Origin of the sequence: uncultured Idiomarina sp., from assembly GCF_964010655.1 — a bacterium.
Taxonomy (GTDB): Bacteria; Pseudomonadota; Gammaproteobacteria; order Enterobacterales; family Alteromonadaceae; genus Idiomarina; species Idiomarina baltica.
Genome location: NZ_CAXGLS010000047.1, coordinates 1 through 19,012, shown reverse-complemented (window position 1 = coordinate 19,012; position 19,012 = coordinate 1). Strand labels below are relative to the sequence as shown.

Sequence of the window (19,012 nt, the reverse complement as noted above, 5' to 3'; positions counted from 1 at the left end):
ATATTCTTGAGGAAGCGGTTATCTACTCGCTGGATATGGGCGGCTTATTGGCGGGTACAAAGTACCGCGGTGACTTTGAAAAGCGCTTCAAACAGCTTCTCAAAGAGTTAGGTGAGAAAGAGCACGCTATTCTTTTTATCGATGAGATCCATACGATTATCGGTGCGGGCGCGGCCAGTGGAGGTGTGCTAGATGCCTCTAACTTGCTAAAACCATTACTTTCAAGTGGTCAGCTTAAGTGTATTGGCTCAACCACCTATACCGAGTTCAAAAACATCTTTGAGAAAGATCGCGCGTTAGTGCGCCGATTCCAAAAAGTGGATGTCAGTGAACCAAGCGTGGAAGATACCACTAAAATTTTGATGGGCTTGAAAGAGCGCTACGAAGACCATCACGGTATTCGTTACACCCAGCCCGCGATTAAAGCAGCGGCGGAGCTTGCGGCAAAATACATTAATGAGCGTCATTTGCCTGATAAGGCGATTGATGTGATGGACGAGGCGGGCGCACAACAACGTTTGTTACCTCCATCTAAGCGTAAGAAAACCGTCGGTGTGCAAGATATTGAGGCGATTATCGCCAAGATCGCGCGTATTCCGGAGCAGTCGGTTTCACGTACAGACCAAGACATTCTCAAGCAGCTCGATCGCAACTTGAAGATGGTGGTGTTTGGTCAGGATGAAGCGATTGACAAACTGAGCTCTGCGATTCGTTTATCGCGGTCAGGGCTTGGCAATGAACACACCCCTATCGGGTCGTTTTTGTTCGCAGGTCCCACAGGCGTGGGTAAAACTGAGGTGACTCAGCAACTTGCCAAAGCAATGGGCATTGAACTCATTCGCTTCGATATGTCGGAGTATATGGAACGTCACGCAGTCAGTCGCTTGATTGGTGCGCCTCCGGGCTATGTCGGTTTTGATCAAGGCGGGTTGTTAACTGACGCAGTGATTAAACAGCCTCATTCGGTACTGCTGCTTGATGAGATCGAGAAAGCCCACCCGGATGTGTACAACATCTTGTTGCAGGTAATGGACAACGGCACATTGACGGATAACAACGGTCGTAAGGCGGATTTCCGTAATGTAATTATTGTGATGACGACTAACGCGGGTGTGCGTGAGACAGTTCGTAAGTCAATTGGCTTTAAGCAACAGGATCACAGTCACGATGCGATGGCAGAAATCAACCGTACCTTTACGCCGGAGTTCCGTAACCGTCTTGATGGTATCGTGTGGTTTAACCATCTAAGTGAAGAGGTTATCTTGCAGGTGGTCGATAAGTTTATCACCGAGCTGCAAGCACAGTTAGACCGTAAAGGGGTGTCTCTTGAGGTTGAATCCAAAGCAATCGATTGGCTTGCGAAGAAAGGCTACGACAAGCAAATGGGCGCTCGTCCGATGGGTCGAGTTATTCAGGAACACCTTAAAAAACCATTGGCAAACGAGATCTTGTTTGGTCATTTAACCCGCGGTGGTCAGGTCAAAGTATCCTTAGATAACAACGACGAGCTGAAATTTGATTACGACAGCACTAATGAAACTATCGAAAGTTAATCGACTGAGTTAGTTCGAATAATAAAAAAGGGGCGTTTCGCCCCTTTTTTATTTGAACCGTGATTAACGGGCGCGGAAGACGATGCGTCCTTTACTCAAGTCGTAAGGGGTAAGCTGAACGGTTACAGTATCACCCGTTAAAATACGGATGTAGTGCTTACGCATTTTGCCAGAGATGTGTGCAGTCACAACGTGACCGTTCTCTAGTTCAACTCGAAACATAGTATTTGGCAAGGTGTCCAATACGGTTCCTTGCATTTCAATGCTGTCTTCTTTCGCCATTAAAATCCTCTAGAATTTAACTAATGAGCGTACATTGTACGCATAGGGTTCATTTTTGTGTGTTAGATTTTACCGCTTTTTTCCATTGATTGCCAATAAGCCGTTCATTTGGTGTAAAACGGGCCTTGTAGTTCATCTTATCGCAGTTATCAATTTGGTATCCAAGGTAGAGATAATCGAGTCCTTGCGCCTCTGTCCACTCGATTAAACTCAAAATAGAGTAGGTGCCTAGCGAACGCTTAGCTTCATCCGGATCAAAAAATGTGTACATGGCAGAGCTAGAACAACTGAGCACATCAACGATACTCACCATCATTAACTCGCCCGCACTATCGCGCCATTCAAAAAACTGCGGCTTCATCCAATCAGCATCACACCAAAGCCAAAATGATTCTGGATCGGGCGGATACATTGCGCCATCGGCGTGACGTTCCTCAATAAAGCGACAAAAGAGTGAGGTATAGTCAGGTTGAGGCTTATCGACAACTGAAAGTACTAAATCGCGATTTTTATTTAACACTCGCTTTTGGTTTTTGCTGAAACTAAAATCGCTGACCGGTATACGAAGCGATTCGCAGGCTTGACAAAATTCACAGTGGGGACGATACACATCGTTATGGCTGCGACGAAACCCATGTGCCATTAAGTGCTCATACAAATGAGCATTCATAGGTGTTTCTTCGTCGGCAACGGTAACGATTAAACGCTCTTCCTGATCCTTGAGATAACCACAAGGGCGGGTGCCTGTAATACCGAGTTTAACACTCATAAATAACGGCTAATATCTCCTAACGACCAAAAGTCGTCAGTTAGTGGGCGATCGCGTAACGCAAATAATTGCTCTAGAAAATGCTCGCGGGCCATTGGTACCGCGCCGAGTGACGTTAAATGGGGATTTTCCATTTGGCAATCAATTAATTGACCCCCGTGCTCAACAAAGGCGTTCGCAAAACAGTGCAAAGCCACTTTAGATGCGTTAGTCGCACGGTGAAACATACTTTCGCCACAAAACAGACGACCGACACTGACACCATATAAGCCACCGACCAACGAATTATCTAGCCAAACTTCAACCGAATGGGCATGTCCTTTTCTATGCAGTTCAATATACGCCTCACGCATAGGTTCGGTAATCCATGTGCCTTCATGCTCGGCGCGTATTGTTGCACACTCATCAATTACCTCTTCAAAGGCACGGTTCAGTGTGACTCGCCAAGGTTGGCGTCGCATGGCTTTCTTTAACGAACGCGAGCAATGGATATCGCCAGGTACAAAAACAGCGCGAGGATTGGGGGACCACCATAAAATCGGATCGTCGGCCGCAAACCACGGGAAAATACCTGAGCGATAGGCACTCACCAAGCGTGCCTCTGAGAGGTCGCCGCCCACGGCGAGTAAGCCGTTAGGCTCTGCCAGTGCCATCGACACTGGCGGAAAGCTGACTGAGTTAGGACTCAGCTCGACTATCATAGGCGGCGACTCACAATAGGATTATTTAGTTAATGCGTCCAGATAACGTTCAGCATCCAGTGCCGCCATACAACCCGTGCCTGCCGAGGTAATGGCTTGGCGATACACGTGGTCCATAACATCACCAGCGGCAAATACGCCCGGAATGCTGGTTGCAGTTGCGTTACCCTCAAGGCCGCTTTGAACGACGATATAGCCGTTGTTCATTTCGAGTTGGCCGTCGAATAAGCCTGTGTTGGGCTGGTGACCGATAGCAATAAAGCAACCAGCAACATCTAGCTCCGACGTACTACCGTCTTTCGTGTCTTTGATGCGAACACCTGTCACGCCTGAGTCATCACCTAAGACTTCGTCTAAGGTTTTATTCAAGTGCAAGGTCACGTTACCGTTCTCGGCTTTTTCCATCAGACGATCCGACAAGATCTTCTCAGAACGGAATGAGTCACGGCGGTGAATGACATGCACTTCACTGGCAATATTAGACAGATAAAGCGCTTCTTCGACCGCAGTATTACCGCCACCGACAACACATACTTTTTGATTCTTATAGAAAAAGCCGTCACAGGTTGCGCAAGCAGAAACGCCTTTGCCCATAAACGCCTCTTCTGAGTCCAAACCCAGATATTTGGCGGATGCGCCGGTTGAGATAATCACTGAGTCAGCGGTATATTCGCCTACATCGCCTTTTAAGCGGAAAGGGCGCTCTGAGAAGTCGACTTTGTTGATGTGGTCAAACACGATTTCTGTGTCAAAGCGCTCGGCGTGCTGCTGCATGCGCACCATTAAATCAGGTCCGGTTAACCCTTCAGCATCGCCCGGCCAGTTTTCAACGTCGGTAGTGGTCGTTAGCTGACCACCTTGTTGCATACCGGTGACCAATACCGGGTCAAGGTTTGCGCGCGCAGCATAGACTGCGGCGGTGTAGCCCGCAGGTCCAGAACCCAAAATCAAAAGTTTACAATGCTTGGCTTCAGCCATGGTGTTGCTCCTACTACAGAATGTGTTTCAGTTATATGTTTAGCTATGGGGTCGATTGTATGGATTGCAAGGAAAAGGCACAAGAACAACATAAAAAAAGCCCACCATTTTAGGTGAGCTTTTCTGTTCAGTTGCGCTTACTTGTCTAATTATTTAGAGAGCGCTTCACGCGGATCGATGTAGTCGAGGCTTAATTCTTCGCCTAAGTCATCGTGGACCGCTTTATAAGTGATTTTACCACCGTGCATGTTCAAACCACGCAACAGATGTTCGTTTTCTAACATGGCTTGGTTGCCTTTGTTAGCCAACGCGATACCGTAAGGCAAGGTTGCGTTGTTAAGCGCGATAGTTGACGTACGTGCAACACCGCCTGGCATGTTTGCAACACAGTAGTGAACAACATCGTCAATCACGTATACCGGATCTTGGTGCGTTGTTGCGTATGAAGTTTCGAAACAACCACCTTGGTCAATCGCAACATCTACCAACACTGAACCTGGCTTCATGTTTTTGATGTGCTCGCGCGTCAAGAGTTTAGGTGCCGCTGCGCCTGGAATCAGCACTGCGCCAACAACTAAATCAGCTTCACGTGAATACTTGTCGATAGCATCTACGGTTGAGTAGATCGTGGTGACTTGACCATTGAAGATATCATCGATCTCGCGTAGACGCGGCAATGAGCGGTCAAGAATGGTGACGTCAGCGCCTAAGCCCAACGCCATTTTCGCAGCGTTAGTTCCGACAACACCACCACCGATGATGAGTACTTTGCCCGGCGCAACGCCAGGAACGCCACCTAGCAATGTGCCGCTGCCGCCGTGCGCTTTTTCAAGGTAATGCGCGCCTGCTTGAATTGACATGCGACCCGCAACTTCGCTCATAGGTGCTAAAAGCGGAAGACCATTGCGGTTATCAGTGACTGTCTCGTATGCGATAGCAGTACAACCTGATTCAGCCAATAATTTAGTTTGTGTTGGATCAGGTGCCAAGTGCAAGAAGGTGTAAAGGATTTGGCCTTCACGTAACATCTTACATTCGTTTGGCTGAGGTTCCTTAACTTTGACAATCATATCAGCACGCTCGAAGATCTCTTCTGGCGTTTCAACAATTGAAGCACCTGCGGCTTGATAGTCTTCGTTAGTAAAACCAATCGCAGCACCGCCGTTGTTTTCAACGATAACGTCGTGACCATTCGCAACATATTCGCGAACAGCTGCAGGCGTTAAACCGATACGATACTCGTGGTTTTTAATTTCCTTAGGAACACCTATTAACATACTCACCCTCTATAATTGACACGCATTGAGTGCGTTTTATCTGCTGATGTGATTGGTAAATTTCGTGGCGCAATTATAGACTGAAAACAAACTGGATTACGCACTTTTTTTAACCTAATTTATAGTGATATATTAGGGCTAACTAATTAAATGACGCGATAAAATCATGAGATTTCCAGAAAACACCGATGAAATCACTATTGACAGAATTGACCGTAAGATCTTACGCATACTGCAAGACGATGGACGTATTGCCAACGTGGCACTTGCGAAGCGAGTGGGGTTGAGCGCAACGGCTTGTTTAGAAAGGGTAAAAAAGCTTGAGCGAGAGGGTGTTATAGAGAGTTACCATGCCCGTATCAACCCAGCCAAGCTCGGCGCTAACTTGATGGTGTTCGTCGAAATTACCTTGTCGCGTACATCGGCGGATGCGTTCGCTGAATTCAGTGACGCGGCGCGTAAAACCGAAGAGATTCTGGAATGTCATTTAGTGGCAGGGGACTTTGATTTCCTCATTAAGGCGCGGGTACCTGACATGCGCGCTTACCGTAAATTACTCGGTGAAACCTTGCTGATGATGCCGGGTGTCGACGAATCGCGTACCTATGTTGTAATGGAAGAAGTAAAACAAGAGAATAAAGTTCTAGTAAAGGGCTAACATTAATAGCGAGATTCGCTACAATCGGGGGCAGAGAGCCTCCACTATAATAAGATCCCAATGACAGGAAGCATAAGACGAGCAATGACAGGTGTACAACGATTATTAGAAGCTGGCTTACTGATCAGCGGCGCGCTCGCGATTTTTCTATTTCTCGCTTTAGTGAGTTTTAACCCCGCCGATCCGAGTTGGTCACAGACGGGCTTTGAAGGCTCTATTAATAATGCCGGTGGCGCCGTTGGTGCATGGCTTGCTGATGTACTGCTATTTTCGTTTGGGTTTGTAGCTTATTTAGTGCCTTTCGCGTTTGCCGGGCTGGGTTATATGCTATTTCGTAAAACCCATCAACTACTCGAACTCGACTATCTGGCTGTTAGTTTGCGCCTCGTTGGTGCCATGCTCACGCTCATTGGTGCGGCCGCACTCTCTTCTATTAACTTTGATGATATTTATTACTTTTCAGCCGGTGGCGTATTTGGTGACGTAATCGCAGCCTCGGTGATGCCGTACTTGAATTTTGTCGGCTCAACCATCTTATTACTGACATTTTTAGCCACCGGGCTGACATTGGTGACCGGAATTAGCTGGCTGCAGGTCGCCGATAAGCTCGGTGAGTTATGCATTACTGGCGCGCTGTGGTGTTATGAACGCATCCGCAGCGTATGGCAGTCGGATGGCACTAAAGGTCACGATCGCGATACTAAAAAGGCAACAGCTGACAACGAACACGACGATGATACACTCGATACCTCGGATTGGGATGAGTCCACATTAGTAGAGCAAAAGGCGGAGGCTAAGCAAGAACCTGTACTGAACTTACCTTCATTATCGGCATTAGATGAACACGAAATTGATAATGAAGACGAACCGCCGTTCGAACCGGATCCTGTCTTAGACGACAGCGATGCGCCTCGGTTTTCTAAACAGGCGGCGGAAGCACGTAAACGCAGTGAGCCTGAAGCCGCAACGGAAACCAAAGCACAACCTGAATCGCCAGTCGAGCAAGCAGGGCAGGGCGATACCCAAAGTAACGAGACGGAAGCGTTACCACCATTACCTTCGATTGAGTTGCTCGATAGACCGAATAAGCAAGAGAACCCCATTACACAAGAAGAACTTGACCAAGTGTCACGCACGGTTGAAACCGTTCTCAAAGACTTTGGCGTTGATGTTACCGTTGCCAACGTGCAGCCAGGTCCTGTGATCACCCGCTTTGAGCTCGATCTTGCGCCCGGTGTTAAAGTATCGAAGATTTCTAACTTAGCGAAGGATATTGCTCGTACGCTATCAGCCGTCGCCGTGCGCGTGGTTGAAGTCATTCCGGGTAAATCCTATGTTGGTTTGGAGTTACCTAATAAACACCGTGAAGTGGTTCAGCTCAGTGAAGTTATTCATCGCGACGCGTTTCAAAACAGCCAATCGCCGCTGACCATGATTCTTGGTAAAAATATTGCGGGTTCGCCTGTGGTTGTTGACTTAGCGAAGATGCCTCACTTATTGGTGGCAGGTACAACAGGTTCGGGTAAATCAGTCGGTGTGAATGTGATGATCTTAAGCTTGCTCTACAAGAGCACACCGGAAGATGTTCGCCTGATTATGATTGACCCGAAAATGCTCGAATTGTCGGTGTATGAGGGGATTCCACACCTACTGACGGAAGTGGTCACAGATATGAAAGACGCCGCCAATGCCTTGCGTTGGTGTGTGGGCGAAATGGAACGCCGTTATAAACTCATGTCGGCCTTAGGTGTGCGCAATCTTAAAGGCTACAACGCCAAAGTCGTGGCCGCTAAAGAAGCGGGTGAACCGCTCAAAGATCCTATTTGGAAGCCGGGTGATTCGATGGATGAAATGCCGCCTGAGCTCGAAAAACTGCCGAATATCGTCGTAGTCATCGATGAATTTGCCGATATGATGATGATTGTCGGTAAAAAAGTCGAAGAACTGATCGCGCGCATTGCGCAGAAAGCGCGTGCGGCAGGTATTCATTTAATTTTGGCAACGCAGCGGCCATCGGTGGATGTTATTACCGGTTTGATTAAAGCCAATATTCCTACGCGTATTGCGTTCCAAGTATCGTCAAAAGTCGACTCACGCACCATTCTCGATCAGCCGGGCGCGGAGCAGCTATTAGGGCAGGGTGATATGTTGTATTTGCCTCCGGGCAGCGGTTCACCCGTCCGTGTGCACGGCGCCTTTGTTGATGACCACGAAGTACACGCGGTGGTTGCGGATTGGAAGAAACGCGGTAAACCGAATTACCTCGAGGAAATCCTTTCGGGTGATCAAGGCGAAGACGCGTTATTACCGGGTGAGCAACAAGAAATGGACGAGGCTGAATCGGATCCTTTATATGATGAGGCGGTTGCCTTCGTGACCGAGACCCAGCGTGTTTCTGTGTCGAGTGTACAACGTAAATTCAGAATTGGTTATAACCGCGCGGCGCGTATCGTCGAACAAATGGAAATGTCGGGTGTCGTAAGTAGTGCTGGCAATAATGGCCAGCGTGATGTACTCGCACCGAGACCACCGAGGGATTAATATGAAGCAGTATGGAATCGCACTGGCGCTTATCGCGAGTGTGGTAATGAGCCCCTTAAGTTGGGCAACAGAACAAGCCAAACAGCAGTTGCAAGATAAAATGCAGCAACTCGAGAGTGTGCAAGCCAGCTTTGAACAAACGGTTACCGGCAGTAGTGGTGAGGTATTACAAAGCCTCACCGGTGAACTGGCGTTGCAACGACCTGCGATGTTGCGTTGGCGTAGTAATCCCCCCGATGACACCTTGCTTATCGCAGATGGTGAATCGGTTTGGTACTACAATCCGTTTGTTGAGCAAGTCACTGTTTATGCCCAGAGTAATGCAGTTGAAAACAGTCCATTGTTATTGTTGATGGAAGGCTCAAAAGAGCGTTGGCAGCAGTTTGACGTGACTTACGACGGTGCAGAGGGCGCGTTTGAAGTGGTGAACGAGAATACCGGTAGCGAGCTAAACTTGAGCTTCACCGGAGATAAGTTGACTCGTATCGTGCTTAAACAAAAGCAAGGGGATACCACCACTATCGCACTCACTGATGTGGTAATGAACGAAAGCTTGCCGACCGACCTATTTCAATTTGCTATCCCTGAAGGTGTCGAGGTCGATGACCAACGGTGAACTGGCGTTTGAAGAAGAACATGACTTTAGGCCACTGGCTGCGCGAATGCGTGCGCAGTCGCTGGACGAGTATGTAGGTCAAACACATCTACTTGCCGAAGGTAAACCCCTGTGGCAAGCGGTCGCGCAAGGACGTTTGCACTCAATGATTTTGTGGGGACCGCCCGGAACAGGCAAAACCACTCTGGCAGAACTCATGGCGACCTCCGCCGATGCGACCGTATCACGTTTAAGTGCTATTACCTCAGGTGTGAAAGAGATTCGCCAAGCCATTGATGAAGCAAAACAGCGCGCTCAGCAACAAGGTCGCCGCACTTTACTGTTTGTTGATGAGGTACATCGGTTTAATAAAAGCCAACAAGATGCTTTCCTACCTTTTATCGAAGATGGCACGGTAATCTTTGTTGGTGCAACGACTGAAAATCCCGGTTTTGAGCTCAACAATGCACTATTGTCACGCGCCCGCGTGTATCGTCTTGAATCTATCAAGGCTGAAGATTTGCGAGCGCTTTTACAGCGCACCTTGCAAGATCCTGAGCGCGGTCTAGGCGCGCGTCACATCAGGCTCACCCCAGAAGCGGAAGACAGGCTGCTGGACTTAGCGGGCGGTGATGCACGCCGCATGCTCAACTACCTTGAAGTTGCAGCGGATTATTTATCCGAAGGCGAGGCTGAGCTTAACACTGAATTACTCTTGCACGCAGTCGGCGAGCAGCAAGCGGCCTTTGATAATAAAGGTGATCATTTCTACGACATCTTATCGGCATTTCATAAGTCAGTGCGTGGGTCATCACCCGACGGCGCACTGTATTGGTATGCACGTATTCTTGTCGGGGGCGGTGACCCTTTGATTGTCGCAAGAAGACTACTCGCCATTGCATCGGAAGATATCGGTAATGCCGACCCGCGTGCATTACAGATTGCCTTAAATGCATGGGATACGTTTCACCGTGTCGGCCCCGCAGAAGGCGAACGGGCAATTGCACAAGCGGTAGTGTATTGTGCCAGTGCTGCGAAAAGTAACGCCGTTTACAATGCGTTTAAAGCGGCTATCGCGGCCGCAAAAGCTCATCCAACGGCTGAGGTACCGAGCCATTTGCGTAATGCACCGACCAAGATCCATAAACAGCAAGGCTACGGTGAAGATTACCGTTATGCTCATAATTATCCTAATGCCTATGTGGCAGGAGAGCGCTACTTACCGGATGCGCTCGCAGACGCATACTTCTATCAGCCTGAACCGCGTGGTTTAGAAATAAAAATTAAAGACAAACTGCTCTGGCTTCGTCAGCAAGACGAACGTAGCGAATGGCAACGAGGAAAGTCTGATGACAAGCCTTAGTCAATGGTTAATGGTCGCCGCGGGTGGCGCGATTGGCGCAAGTGCACGGCACGGCGTGGCTTTATTGATGTTAAGCACGGGTTGGCGGTTCCCTTTTGCGACGTTGATCGTTAACATAATAGGTTCTTTTTTATTAGGCGCTGTATACGCACATGTGCAACATCAAGGGCTCTCAGAGTCCGTGCGGTTATTTGTCGGCGTTGGCTTGCTCGGAGCCTTCACAACGTTTTCCACATTCTCGGTCGAAGTGGTGCAGTTGGCGACTCAAGGCGAGTGGGGGCGAGCCTCAGTAAATATCGTACTCAACGTGGGACTCTGCGTGCTAGGTGTCGCAGCAGCCATGGCGTTGTATAATTTCTTTATCATTAAACCGAATTAAGTGAAGTAGGATATCCATGCTAGATGCAAAATATTTCCGCGAGGAACTGCAACAAACCGCTGAGCGTTTAAAAACACGCGGCTTTGAGCTGAACATCGATGAGATTCAAGCACTCGAAGAACAGCGCAAATCGATCCAAGTAAAAACTGAGCAGTTGCAGGCTGAGCGTAACAGTCGCTCGAAAGCGATTGGTAAGGCAAAGCAGGCGGGTGAGGATATCCAGCCGTTATTAGACGCGGTGAGTGATTTAGGTTCACAGCTTGATGCAGCAAAAGAAGAGCTGCGTGAAGTACAAGACAAACTCGGCGCGTTGATTATGGGTGTGCCCAACTTGCCAGCTGAAGGCGTGCCTGAGGGTAAAGATGAATCGGAAAATCAAGAAATCAGCGTGTGGGGTGAGCCTCCGCAACTGGATTTTGAACCCAAAGATCATGTTGAATTGGCTGAAGCCTTGGCAAAAGGTATGGATTTTGAAGCCGCAGCTAAATTAACCGGCGCGCGCTTTGTCGTGATGCGTGGCAAGATTGCGCGTCTGCATCGTGCATTGACCCAGTTCATGTTGGATACGCATACAGAAGCCCATGGTTACGCTGAAACCTATGTACCTTATTTAGTAAATCATGACAGCCTTTATGGCACGGGGCAGTTACCTAAATTTGGTAAAGACCTCTTCCATATTCAGGGTGAGACAGAAGAGCAGATCCCACTGTCACTGATTCCGACCGCTGAAGTGCCACTCACTAATTTAGCGCGTGATGAGATTTTCGATGAAGCTGAATTGCCAGTAAAATTAACTGCGCATACACCATGCTTCCGCAGTGAAGCCGGTTCACACGGTCGTGATACGCGCGGTCTGATTCGTCAGCATCAGTTTGATAAAGTAGAGTTGGTTTGGCTCGCGCACCCAGAGCAGTCGATGGATGCGCTTGAGCAGCTCACCCAGCACGCTGAAACCATCTTACAAAAGCTTGGCTTAGCGTATCGTAAAGTGTTGTTGTGTACTGGTGACATGGGCTTTGGTGCAACTAAAACCTACGATCTCGAAGTCTGGTTACCGGCGCAAAATACCTATCGTGAGATTAGCTCATGCTCAAACATGGGTGATTTCCAAGCGCGTCGTATGCAAGCACGTTTCCGTCGTAAAGGCGCGAAGAAACCCGAGTTATTGCACACGTTAAATGGCTCAGGCCTGGCAGTAGGACGTACCTTGGTGGCATTACTCGAGAATTATCAACAAGCCGATGGTTCAATTGTGATTCCAGAAGTATTGCGCCCGTACATGGGTGGTATCGAGCGCATTGAGGCGTAATCGGTTAAATACACTTCGCGGGTTTGGGTAAGCCCGCAATGCGTGTTGCCTGTTTAGCAGGCCCTTTAGGAAACAGTCGGTAGAGATATCGGCTGTTTGCTTTTTCTTCGCCGAGTTTCTTCTTCATCGCTTTTACCAGCACACGCATGGCCGGGCTGGTGTCATATTCGCGATAAAAATCCTGCACAAAATGCACCACTTCCCAATGAGCAGGCGTCATCTCGATATTCTCAAGCTCAGCAAAATGCAGAGCAAGCGGCTCGCTCCAATCGTCAAGGTGAGCTAAATAGTTGTGTTTGTCGGTTTCGTACTGCTTACCGTTAAATTCAATCATACTACCAAATCCAATGTTGCGTATGCGTTATAAGCTCCACCCATTGAGCATCGCTAATCACCTCGACCCAATCGACCGGTGCTATGGTCATCTCATGCGCTGGGATGACTATTTTACACAATTGCAAAGCCTGGGGACACGTCGCGGGTAAGTCCTTTGCAGAATCAGCGGTCAGGAGGATCGCGGTATGCTCAGTGAGTAATGCGTGCTGTTGCTCAAGCCAACTGATGAGGGGGCGCGTTTGAAGCCAATGAGTGCAATTCAGTTGCATGTGATCACCTCCGCAAAATTAAGCAGTAAGGCGTTTAAATCGCGTTTGGCTGTCCACTCGAATTCAATATCATCGTTATCCAGTTGGGGCTCAAAATCGCTAGCTATCAAGATAGGCTCGGCATCGAGTAGTTCTAACATACCGTAGCGTTTAAGAAGCTCAGACTGTAACGACATCCACGCATTATCCAGCATGATGAGTTGTACTGACTGATCTAAGCTGGCGAGCGATAAGACTAAATCGAGCGCTGAACGGGCGCATTCAAGTTCAGGGCTTAATTGAACAATGGCATAGTTCTTACTCATGATAAGGTCACCACTTTATCCGCCGTATTCATCCAATTTACCAACTGAGTGAGTCCCGCAGGTTCAAAGGCGGGGTTAAATTGCTCAATACCCTGACGTTCTGCAGCCGTATGGCAGACCACCAAGTCGAAGTGATGCTGTCCTGCCAGCTCACACCAGTGTTGGCTGTACGGGTTGTTGGCTGCAGCGGCGCTGGCAAGGCTCACCGCATCGGCGTAGAAGAAAACGCCCGTCAGCGTATAGCCATCGTTAATTGCTTGTTCTGCAAAGCACAGCGCCGCGCGATGTCGTGCATCGGCGTGCATACCTGCTTTGATAATGAGTGTCAGGTTCATGATGCTCAATGAGTCTATTGGTAAAAAAAAGCCCCGCAAAAGGCGGGGCTCAATTAAACACGCTATTGTGTGTGTTTAATCGTCGCCGTTAAATGCCATCAATAATGTTAGCAAGTTAACGAACAAGTTATAAAGCGAAACATACAAAGTTACCGTGGCTAAGATGTAGTTACGCTCGCCGCCGTGAATAATTTCACTGGTTTGATACATAATCAACATCGCCATCAATGGGATCATGATAGCCGATAGTGCTAATTGCAACGCAGGCATCTGGAAGAAGAAGTTAGCGAGCATCGCTACAACCACCATGATGATACCCGCAGTAATTAAACCGCCGAGCTTAGACATGTCTTTCTTAGTACTCAGTACATAACCTGATGTCGCAAAGAACGTCAATGCGGTGCCACCTAAAGCGGTTGCAACCATCTCGCCACCACCTGGCATTTGCAACGCCATATTAAGTAGTGGACCTAAGGTATAACCCAAGAACCCGGTAAGGGCGAAGGTCAAAACGATGCCCATGGCGCTGTCTTTGGTTTTATGAATACCAAACAGCAAACCAACATAAAGAATCAAGGTGATGAAAAAGCCTGGATAAGGCAAATTCATCATGGTGCTAATTGTTGCCGTCACAGCACTAAAAGCAAGTGTCATGGCAAGCAGTGCATAGGTGTTACGTAACACCTTATTCACTGAGCCGGCAACCTGCTGCTGACCGACATACATCTGACTACGATCGTTCATAGTTTTCTCCGTTGATTAACGCTAGTTTTTAAGACTCAAAATTTTTTAAAAAGTTTCTTTATAAATGATGCTTGTATACCCTTAGTATATGGGTACTGATACTACCTTTAAAGTAGTTTCTTAGGTAGGAAATTCGGTTTATTACCGTGAGTTAGCTCGAAAAGTGATCGCTTTGATTAAATCATCGCCAAACGAACCACATTTGACGACTTTATTTAAATTTTTACTTTACAAGCGCCGCGAAGGTCTTTAATATTCGCCTCGTCTTCAGGGGAAAGCCCCAAGGACAACGGAGAGGTGGCAGAGCTCGGTTGAATGCACCTGACTTGAAATCAGGCGTGGGTTCACACCCACCGGGGGTTCGAATCCCTCCCTCTCCGCCAAATTTCGAAAAGCCCGCTCATCGAGCGGGCTTTTTTCGTTTTAGCCTACTATTGTACTTCACCTGCGTTGCTGAATATACTGAGGCAATAATAAGAGATGGAGTGCGCCTCATGGAAGCGAGCCAACCACCCGCGACCCACATTTTATGCAAAAACTGTGATACCCCCCTTCAAGGTGAGTATTGTCATCGTTGTGGTCAGCAGGATAAACGCTACTTACGCAGTATATTTGCCGTTGTCGGCGACTTAATGGGCGAATTGGGTCATTGGGACTCTCGGTTTTACCGAACGCTCAGCGGCTTATTTATGCGTCCAGGCTTCTTGTCACTTGAATTTGTCCGAGGACGGCATGCCTCATACGTGCCCCCGTTACGTATGTATTTCTTCATGTCGTTGATTTCGTTCATGGTAATGCGTGCGTTGGTCGACTTTACGCCACAAGTCAATCAAGACCTATCGCCTGAGCAACAAGCCGAAATTCAACAGCAGATTGATAAAGCCGACGCAGTTTTGGCGACACAGAAGGAACCCACTGCGGATATAACACCACCGGATGAAGAGCCGGCAACGCTCAATCTCGATTTAAAGGAGTTTCCGTTACTAGATGCCGAGGATGAAAAGTTGCTTGAGCAAAAGCTTAAGTTAATGCAACAGAATCCTGATGCTTTTATCGAGCGGCTAGTGGGGAACGCGCCTCAAGCGATGTTGCTCATGCTCCCATTCTGGGCACTATTGCTTAAACTGTGTTACCCCTTCAGTAAGCATTATTACATTGAGCACTTGGCTGTTGCGTTGCATACCCATGCCTTTTTGTTGTTGTCGTTTATGATGCTGACAATCACGGATTCCAGTGCGGCTTGGTTGAGTACACAATTCGACTATCCATGGATTGATGAGCTCGCCAGTTACGCAGAGAACATTCTACTGATGTGGATGGTGGCGTACCTGCTATTTACCCAGAAACTGTTTTATCAGCAGTCATGGCCCATGACGCTCTTTAAGTTTTTCATTTGCTCTTTTATTTATGTCTTTTTAATAGCAGCCGCTTTCTTAGCACTGGTCGTGCTGGGCTTGCTGAGTAGTTAACTTAACGAGGTTTGTATGTTTTTTGAAACGTTAGCGCAGATTGTAAAAGATAAACATCAACAAAGTATTGAGTTACCTGAAGGGTGGGCGCAAGGGCGTGCATTTTTTGGTGGGTTTAGCGCCGGTATTGCCGCTGATTTTATTCTTAAGCAGTTTGATGCGGCTTATCACATGCGCGCATTTAACGTGTCTTTTGTAGCACCAACGGCGCCCGGGAGTGCGGATTTATCGCTGAATATATTACGTCAGGGATCCTCGGTTGTGCAGGTCAGTGCGCAAATTATTCAAAATGGCGAAGTGACCTTATTTGCACTGGCAAGCTTAGGTAAAGCACGCCAGTCGCAGGTGTTTGAAGACCAAGAGCCTGCGCCTGAGTTTGCTGCCCCCGAACAAGGGATGGGGATTCCCGATTCGCCCGTAACGCCTGAATTTGCTAAACATTTCGACTATCGTATTTTACGCGGCGGTATGCCGTTTAGCGGTCAAGTCGAGCGTGAATTCGGCGGTTGGGTAAGGTTTAGAAACGAACAGCACGAAATGACTATTGCGGCTGTTCTAGGTTTAGTGGATGCGTGGCCACCGGCCGTACTGCCGCGTTTGAAAAAGCCCGCACCGGCTTCATCGCTCACTTGGACCATTGAGTTTCCTGATAAGCGGTTGTCAGAAAAGCAAACCACCGCATGGTGGCGTTACTTGGCGACGATTGAATATGCCGCCGATGGCTACGGGCATAGCCGTGCCGGATTATGGGATGAGCAGGGCGAATTGTTTGCGATTAGCCGACAAACCTTTACGGTGTTTGCATGAGTGAAAAAGCAAGCGACGTTAAGCAACACCTGTTATCAACCCAGCCAGGTTTTGAACTGGTCCTGCTTGAGCAGGACCATGTTGAACCGTTAACCCCTTCAGACATGGCACCGATCGAGGCATTGCCTCGTATTGTGATGCGGCAAATGTTGAGCTTACAGGCATCTAAAACCATTATTTCACGCGTCGAAGCACGCGCGGCTGAGCAGGGCGTGCGAATTGCACAATTAAGTTACGATGACTTATTAGAATGTGGGTTAAGTCGTAATAAGGCGGTCGCGGTGGGGGCTATCGAAGCTTATTGGCAACAATCGCGCGAAAAAATGCAGCAGTGGCCGCTATTGGATTGTGATGATCTCTTACGCGAAGTTCAGCAGATAAAAGGCGTGGGTCCTTGGTCGGCATCGATCTTGGCGATGTTTCATTTTGCTCATGAGGATCTTTTTCCTATTCAGGATAGTTCACTACGAAAAGCTATTGCGTTGTTGAAAGAACGCGACGTCATCATTATTCCCGAGCGAGCGACACCTTATAGATCCTATCTAGCCTGCTATTTGTGGCAATTACTCGATCAGAAACGGATTTAACTTCAAATCGAGACTTCACAGAAAATCGACTGAGTTTAGTTAACAAAATGTTCGATTTTTAACTTGATAAATCGCCATTTTTGCTCAAATTTATTCTCGCTTTAATCAGCAAAACCTATGTTCAATCAATTGTTGAGAGGAATTATGCAAAAATGGCGAAAATTATTTTAGCAATCAACAACCCTATTGTTAGCGCAGGGATGCGCACCGTAGTCGAACAAAACTTTTCTGATGAAGTCGAAACGGTCGAATCCATGCCGCAGCTGCGCTTAGCGGTAAATGAACACCCCAATTCAATCGTGGTGTTGGGCTGCTCCTTAGCAGGTGATGCGACAGTAGAAAATTGGCGTCGACTAAAACGCCGCCACGAAGACATCAAGCTCATTGTGTGGGGGAAATGCTATCAAGACGTGTTAGATTTTCAATGCGGCGTGCAAGAAGTCGACGGCTACTTGCTCGAGTCGGGCAGTAGCCAAGAATTGGTTACCGCGATATCGTCTTTGCGTCAGGGCTCCGTATTTGTGGCGGCACCGATTGCCGAATACTTAGCCAAAAACCCGTATGGCGATAAACGACGTAATATTGTTGAGCAACTGAGTGACCGAGAACTTCAAGTCATGCAAATGATCGGTCGTGGCGTGCGCGTAAGTGAAATCGCGGAGCATTTGTGCATCAGCAGTAAAACGATCAATACATTTAGGTATCGAATTTTTGCAAAGCTTAATATTAATAGTGATGTACAATTGTCCCATCTAGCATTACGAGCGGGACTCGTTGAACTATTAGAATTTGAAGGTGTATGAGCAACCAATTTGATGCAGAAAACTTTCTGAGACACCTGACTCATCAGCCTGGCGTTTATCGCATGTATGATGAGTCAGGCGATGTCATCTATGTCGGCAAAGCCAAAGACTTGAGAAAACGCGTGTCGAGCTACTTCCGCGAGAAAGTCGATCGCGTAAAGACTCAAGTCTTAGTTAAGCAAATTGCCGACATGGATGTCACGGTCACCAATACCGAAGCCGAAGCGCTTATTCTCGAGAATACCTTTATCAAAAAATATCGCCCGCGTTACAACGTCTTACTACGCGACGATAAGTCCTATCCCTACATTATTATGACCGATCATACGCATCCGCGATTAGGTTTTCATCGCGGTGCGCGGCGCCAAAAGGGTGAGTATTTTGGTCCGTTTCCTAACGGAGCCGCGGTGCGCGAGAGTCTGCGACTGATGCAAAAGTTGTTTCCTATTCGTCAGTGTGAGGATGCCTATTACCGAGCCCGTAGCCGTCCGTGTTTACAGTATCAGCTGAAAAGGTGCTTAGCGCCATGCGTGAACGTCTGCACAGATGAGGAATACGATGAGCAAGTGCAACTGGCACGGCAGTTTCTTAACGGCAAGAACCAACAGGTCATTGATCAGCTTGTAACGCGCATGGAAAATGCCAGTGAGTCGCTCGACTTTGAGCGCGCGGCACGCTACCGCGACCAAATTGCCATGTTAAGACGTACCCAAGAACGTAACTCAGTGACGGGGGCGCAAGAGGAGCTCGACGTCATCGGTTTTGCGCGCGGTAATGGTGTAACCACCGTACAAATGCTGTTTATCCGTGATAATCACTTACAAGGTAGCCGAAGTTACTTTCCTAAAGTACCGGCGGATACATCGGATGAAGAAGTCCTTCAAGCCTTCTTATTGCAGTTCTACCTAAACCAAAGTTCTGGGCGAAAAACCCCCGCCGAAATTGTGCTACC

General features: G+C 48.0%; 22 protein-coding genes and 1 tRNA gene. 13 read left to right on the top strand and 10 right to left on the bottom strand.

Annotated features, from left to right (window positions below; translation table 11 throughout):
* On the top strand, positions 1 to 1,553 hold a 1,553-nt coding region (locus ABNS04_RS10545; protein WP_348671447.1), incomplete at its 5' end, for an AAA family ATPase.
* Between the two features lie 63 nt (positions 1,554 to 1,616).
* Here the strand turns inward: ABNS04_RS10545 and infA are convergent.
* From infA to ald, 5 genes are all read right to left on the bottom strand, one after another.
* Complete coding sequence (gene infA / locus ABNS04_RS10540; protein WP_071463778.1) at positions 1,617 to 1,835, bottom strand: translation initiation factor IF-1; 219 nt, start codon at positions 1,833 to 1,835, stop codon at positions 1,617 to 1,619.
* Positions 1,836 to 1,884: 49 nt separating this feature from the next.
* Complete coding sequence (locus ABNS04_RS10535) at positions 1,885 to 2,604, bottom strand: arginyltransferase (RefSeq protein WP_272977558.1); 720 nt, start codon at positions 2,602 to 2,604, stop codon at positions 1,885 to 1,887.
* Positions 2,601 to 3,305: a leucyl/phenylalanyl-tRNA--protein transferase gene (aat, locus tag ABNS04_RS10530; RefSeq protein ID WP_272977557.1), complete on the bottom strand. Its 705-nt coding sequence runs from the start codon at positions 3,303 to 3,305 to the stop codon at positions 2,601 to 2,603. The genes ABNS04_RS10535 and aat overlap by 4 nt, the downstream gene beginning before the upstream one ends.
* A gap of 21 nt (positions 3,306 to 3,326) precedes the next feature.
* Complete coding sequence (gene trxB, locus ABNS04_RS10525; protein WP_272977556.1) at positions 3,327 to 4,283, bottom strand: thioredoxin-disulfide reductase; 957 nt, start codon at positions 4,281 to 4,283, stop codon at positions 3,327 to 3,329.
* Between the two features lie 149 nt (positions 4,284 to 4,432).
* Positions 4,433 to 5,560, bottom strand: a complete 1,128-nt coding sequence (gene ald / locus ABNS04_RS10520) for an alanine dehydrogenase (protein WP_006955952.1) — start codon at positions 5,558 to 5,560, stop codon at positions 4,433 to 4,435.
* 166 nt (positions 5,561 to 5,726) lie between these two features.
* Here ald and lrp point away from each other — a divergent pair, with 166 nt between their 5' ends.
* The 6 genes from lrp to serS all read left to right on the top strand — a co-directional run bounded on the left by lrp (position 5,727) and on the right by serS (position 12,405).
* Positions 5,727 to 6,218, top strand: a complete 492-nt coding sequence (lrp, locus tag ABNS04_RS10515) for a leucine-responsive transcriptional regulator Lrp (protein WP_006955951.1) — start codon at positions 5,727 to 5,729, stop codon at positions 6,216 to 6,218.
* Between the two features lie 84 nt (positions 6,219 to 6,302).
* Complete coding sequence (locus ABNS04_RS10510) at positions 6,303 to 8,759, top strand: DNA translocase FtsK (protein ID WP_272977555.1); 2,457 nt, start codon at positions 6,303 to 6,305, stop codon at positions 8,757 to 8,759.
* 1 nt (position 8,760) lies between these two features.
* On the top strand, positions 8,761 to 9,375 hold the full coding sequence (gene lolA, locus ABNS04_RS10505; protein WP_272977554.1) for an outer membrane lipoprotein chaperone LolA: 615 nt from the start codon (positions 8,761 to 8,763) through the stop codon (positions 9,373 to 9,375).
* Complete coding sequence (locus tag ABNS04_RS10500; RefSeq protein WP_272977553.1) at positions 9,362 to 10,717, top strand: replication-associated recombination protein A; 1,356 nt, start codon at positions 9,362 to 9,364, stop codon at positions 10,715 to 10,717. Before lolA ends, ABNS04_RS10500 begins: the two co-directional genes overlap by 14 nt.
* The gene (gene crcB, locus ABNS04_RS10495) at positions 10,704 to 11,096 is read left to right on the top strand and encodes a fluoride efflux transporter CrcB (RefSeq protein WP_006955946.1); all 393 of its coding nucleotides are present in this window, start codon (positions 10,704 to 10,706) and stop codon (positions 11,094 to 11,096) included. Before ABNS04_RS10500 ends, crcB begins: the two co-directional genes overlap by 14 nt.
* A 16-nt stretch (positions 11,097 to 11,112) precedes the next feature.
* A complete protein-coding gene (gene serS / locus ABNS04_RS10490; RefSeq protein WP_006955945.1) occupies positions 11,113 to 12,405 on the top strand; it encodes a serine--tRNA ligase in 1,293 nt (430 codons plus the stop codon).
* Between the two features lie 4 nt (positions 12,406 to 12,409).
* Here serS and ABNS04_RS10485 read toward each other — a convergent pair whose 3' ends face one another.
* The 5 genes from ABNS04_RS10485 to ABNS04_RS10465 form a co-directional block, all read right to left on the bottom strand.
* Positions 12,410 to 12,739: a TusE/DsrC/DsvC family sulfur relay protein gene (locus tag ABNS04_RS10485; protein ID WP_006955944.1), complete on the bottom strand. Its 330-nt coding sequence runs from the start codon at positions 12,737 to 12,739 to the stop codon at positions 12,410 to 12,412.
* 1 nt (position 12,740) lies between these two features.
* Positions 12,741 to 13,010 (bottom strand): hypothetical protein, encoded by a 270-nt coding sequence (locus ABNS04_RS10480; RefSeq protein ID WP_006955943.1) that lies wholly within the window; start codon positions 13,008 to 13,010, stop codon positions 12,741 to 12,743.
* Positions 13,001 to 13,315, bottom strand: a complete 315-nt coding sequence (locus tag ABNS04_RS10475) for a hypothetical protein (protein WP_348671444.1) — start codon at positions 13,313 to 13,315, stop codon at positions 13,001 to 13,003. Before ABNS04_RS10475 ends, ABNS04_RS10480 begins: the two co-directional genes overlap by 10 nt.
* Positions 13,312 to 13,650, bottom strand: coding sequence for a DsrE family protein (locus ABNS04_RS10470; RefSeq protein WP_272977723.1), 339 nt, complete (start codon positions 13,648 to 13,650; stop codon positions 13,312 to 13,314). Before ABNS04_RS10470 ends, ABNS04_RS10475 begins: the two co-directional genes overlap by 4 nt.
* Before the next feature lie 75 nt (positions 13,651 to 13,725).
* On the bottom strand, positions 13,726 to 14,394 hold the full coding sequence (locus ABNS04_RS10465; protein WP_006955940.1) for a Bax inhibitor-1/YccA family protein: 669 nt from the start codon (positions 14,392 to 14,394) through the stop codon (positions 13,726 to 13,728).
* A gap of 291 nt (positions 14,395 to 14,685) precedes the next feature.
* On the opposite strand from ABNS04_RS10465, the gene ABNS04_RS10460 reads away from it, so the two are divergent.
* From ABNS04_RS10460 to uvrC, 6 genes are all read left to right on the top strand, one after another.
* Positions 14,686 to 14,777: transfer RNA gene (locus ABNS04_RS10460), tRNA-Ser, on the top strand.
* 111 nt (positions 14,778 to 14,888) lie between these two features.
* Positions 14,889 to 15,863, top strand: a complete 975-nt coding sequence (locus ABNS04_RS10455; RefSeq protein ID WP_006955939.1) for a DUF3667 domain-containing protein — start codon at positions 14,889 to 14,891, stop codon at positions 15,861 to 15,863.
* A gap of 15 nt (positions 15,864 to 15,878) precedes the next feature.
* The gene (locus ABNS04_RS10450; RefSeq protein WP_006955938.1) at positions 15,879 to 16,670 is read left to right on the top strand and encodes a thioesterase family protein; all 792 of its coding nucleotides are present in this window, start codon (positions 15,879 to 15,881) and stop codon (positions 16,668 to 16,670) included.
* Entirely contained in the window at positions 16,667 to 17,257 is a 591-nt protein-coding gene (locus ABNS04_RS10445) for a hypothetical protein (RefSeq protein WP_006955937.1), read from the top strand. Before ABNS04_RS10450 ends, ABNS04_RS10445 begins: the two co-directional genes overlap by 4 nt.
* A 152-nt stretch (positions 17,258 to 17,409) precedes the next feature.
* Positions 17,410 to 18,060, top strand: a complete 651-nt coding sequence (locus ABNS04_RS10440; protein WP_006955936.1) for a LuxR C-terminal-related transcriptional regulator — start codon at positions 17,410 to 17,412, stop codon at positions 18,058 to 18,060.
* Positions 18,057 to 19,012: excinuclease ABC subunit UvrC (gene uvrC / locus ABNS04_RS10435; RefSeq protein WP_272977724.1), on the top strand; the 956-nt coding region annotated here is incomplete at its 3' end. The genes ABNS04_RS10440 and uvrC, both read left to right, overlap by 4 nt.

Coding starts and splice junctions, on each gene's coding strand:
- crcB (WP_006955946.1), top strand. CDS start 10,704: ATGACAAGCCTTAGTCAATGGTTAATGGTCGCCGCGGGTGGCGCGATT.
- ABNS04_RS10510 (WP_272977555.1), top strand. CDS start 6,303: ATGACAGGTGTACAACGATTATTAGAAGCTGGCTTACTGATCAGCGGC.
- ABNS04_RS10475 (WP_348671444.1), bottom strand. CDS start 13,315: ATGAGTAAGAACTATGCCATTGTTCAATTAAGCCCTGAACTTGAATGC.
- aat (WP_272977557.1), bottom strand. CDS start 3,305: ATGATAGTCGAGCTGAGTCCTAACTCAGTCAGCTTTCCGCCAGTGTCG.
- ABNS04_RS10535 (WP_272977558.1), bottom strand. CDS start 2,604: ATGAGTGTTAAACTCGGTATTACAGGCACCCGCCCTTGTGGTTATCTC.
- ald (WP_006955952.1), bottom strand. CDS start 5,560: ATGTTAATAGGTGTTCCTAAGGAAATTAAAAACCACGAGTATCGTATC.
- ABNS04_RS10470 (WP_272977723.1), bottom strand. CDS start 13,650: ATGAACCTGACACTCATTATCAAAGCAGGTATGCACGCCGATGCACGA.
- infA (WP_071463778.1), bottom strand. CDS start 1,835: ATGGCGAAAGAAGACAGCATTGAAATGCAAGGAACCGTATTGGACACC.
- ABNS04_RS10465 (WP_006955940.1), bottom strand. CDS start 14,394: ATGAACGATCGTAGTCAGATGTATGTCGGTCAGCAGCAGGTTGCCGGC.
- lolA (WP_272977554.1), top strand. CDS start 8,761: ATGAAGCAGTATGGAATCGCACTGGCGCTTATCGCGAGTGTGGTAATG.
- ABNS04_RS10500 (WP_272977553.1), top strand. CDS start 9,362: ATGACCAACGGTGAACTGGCGTTTGAAGAAGAACATGACTTTAGGCCA.
- ABNS04_RS10485 (WP_006955944.1), bottom strand. CDS start 12,739: ATGATTGAATTTAACGGTAAGCAGTACGAAACCGACAAACACAACTAT.
- trxB (WP_272977556.1), bottom strand. CDS start 4,283: ATGGCTGAAGCCAAGCATTGTAAACTTTTGATTTTGGGTTCTGGACCT.
- ABNS04_RS10480 (WP_006955943.1), bottom strand. CDS start 13,010: ATGCAACTGAATTGCACTCATTGGCTTCAAACGCGCCCCCTCATCAGT.
- ABNS04_RS10450 (WP_006955938.1), top strand. CDS start 15,879: ATGTTTTTTGAAACGTTAGCGCAGATTGTAAAAGATAAACATCAACAA.
- lrp (WP_006955951.1), top strand. CDS start 5,727: ATGAGATTTCCAGAAAACACCGATGAAATCACTATTGACAGAATTGAC.
- serS (WP_006955945.1), top strand. CDS start 11,113: ATGCTAGATGCAAAATATTTCCGCGAGGAACTGCAACAAACCGCTGAG.
- ABNS04_RS10455 (WP_006955939.1), top strand. CDS start 14,889: ATGGAAGCGAGCCAACCACCCGCGACCCACATTTTATGCAAAAACTGT.
- ABNS04_RS10445 (WP_006955937.1), top strand. CDS start 16,667: ATGAGTGAAAAAGCAAGCGACGTTAAGCAACACCTGTTATCAACCCAG.
- ABNS04_RS10440 (WP_006955936.1), top strand. CDS start 17,410: ATGGCGAAAATTATTTTAGCAATCAACAACCCTATTGTTAGCGCAGGG.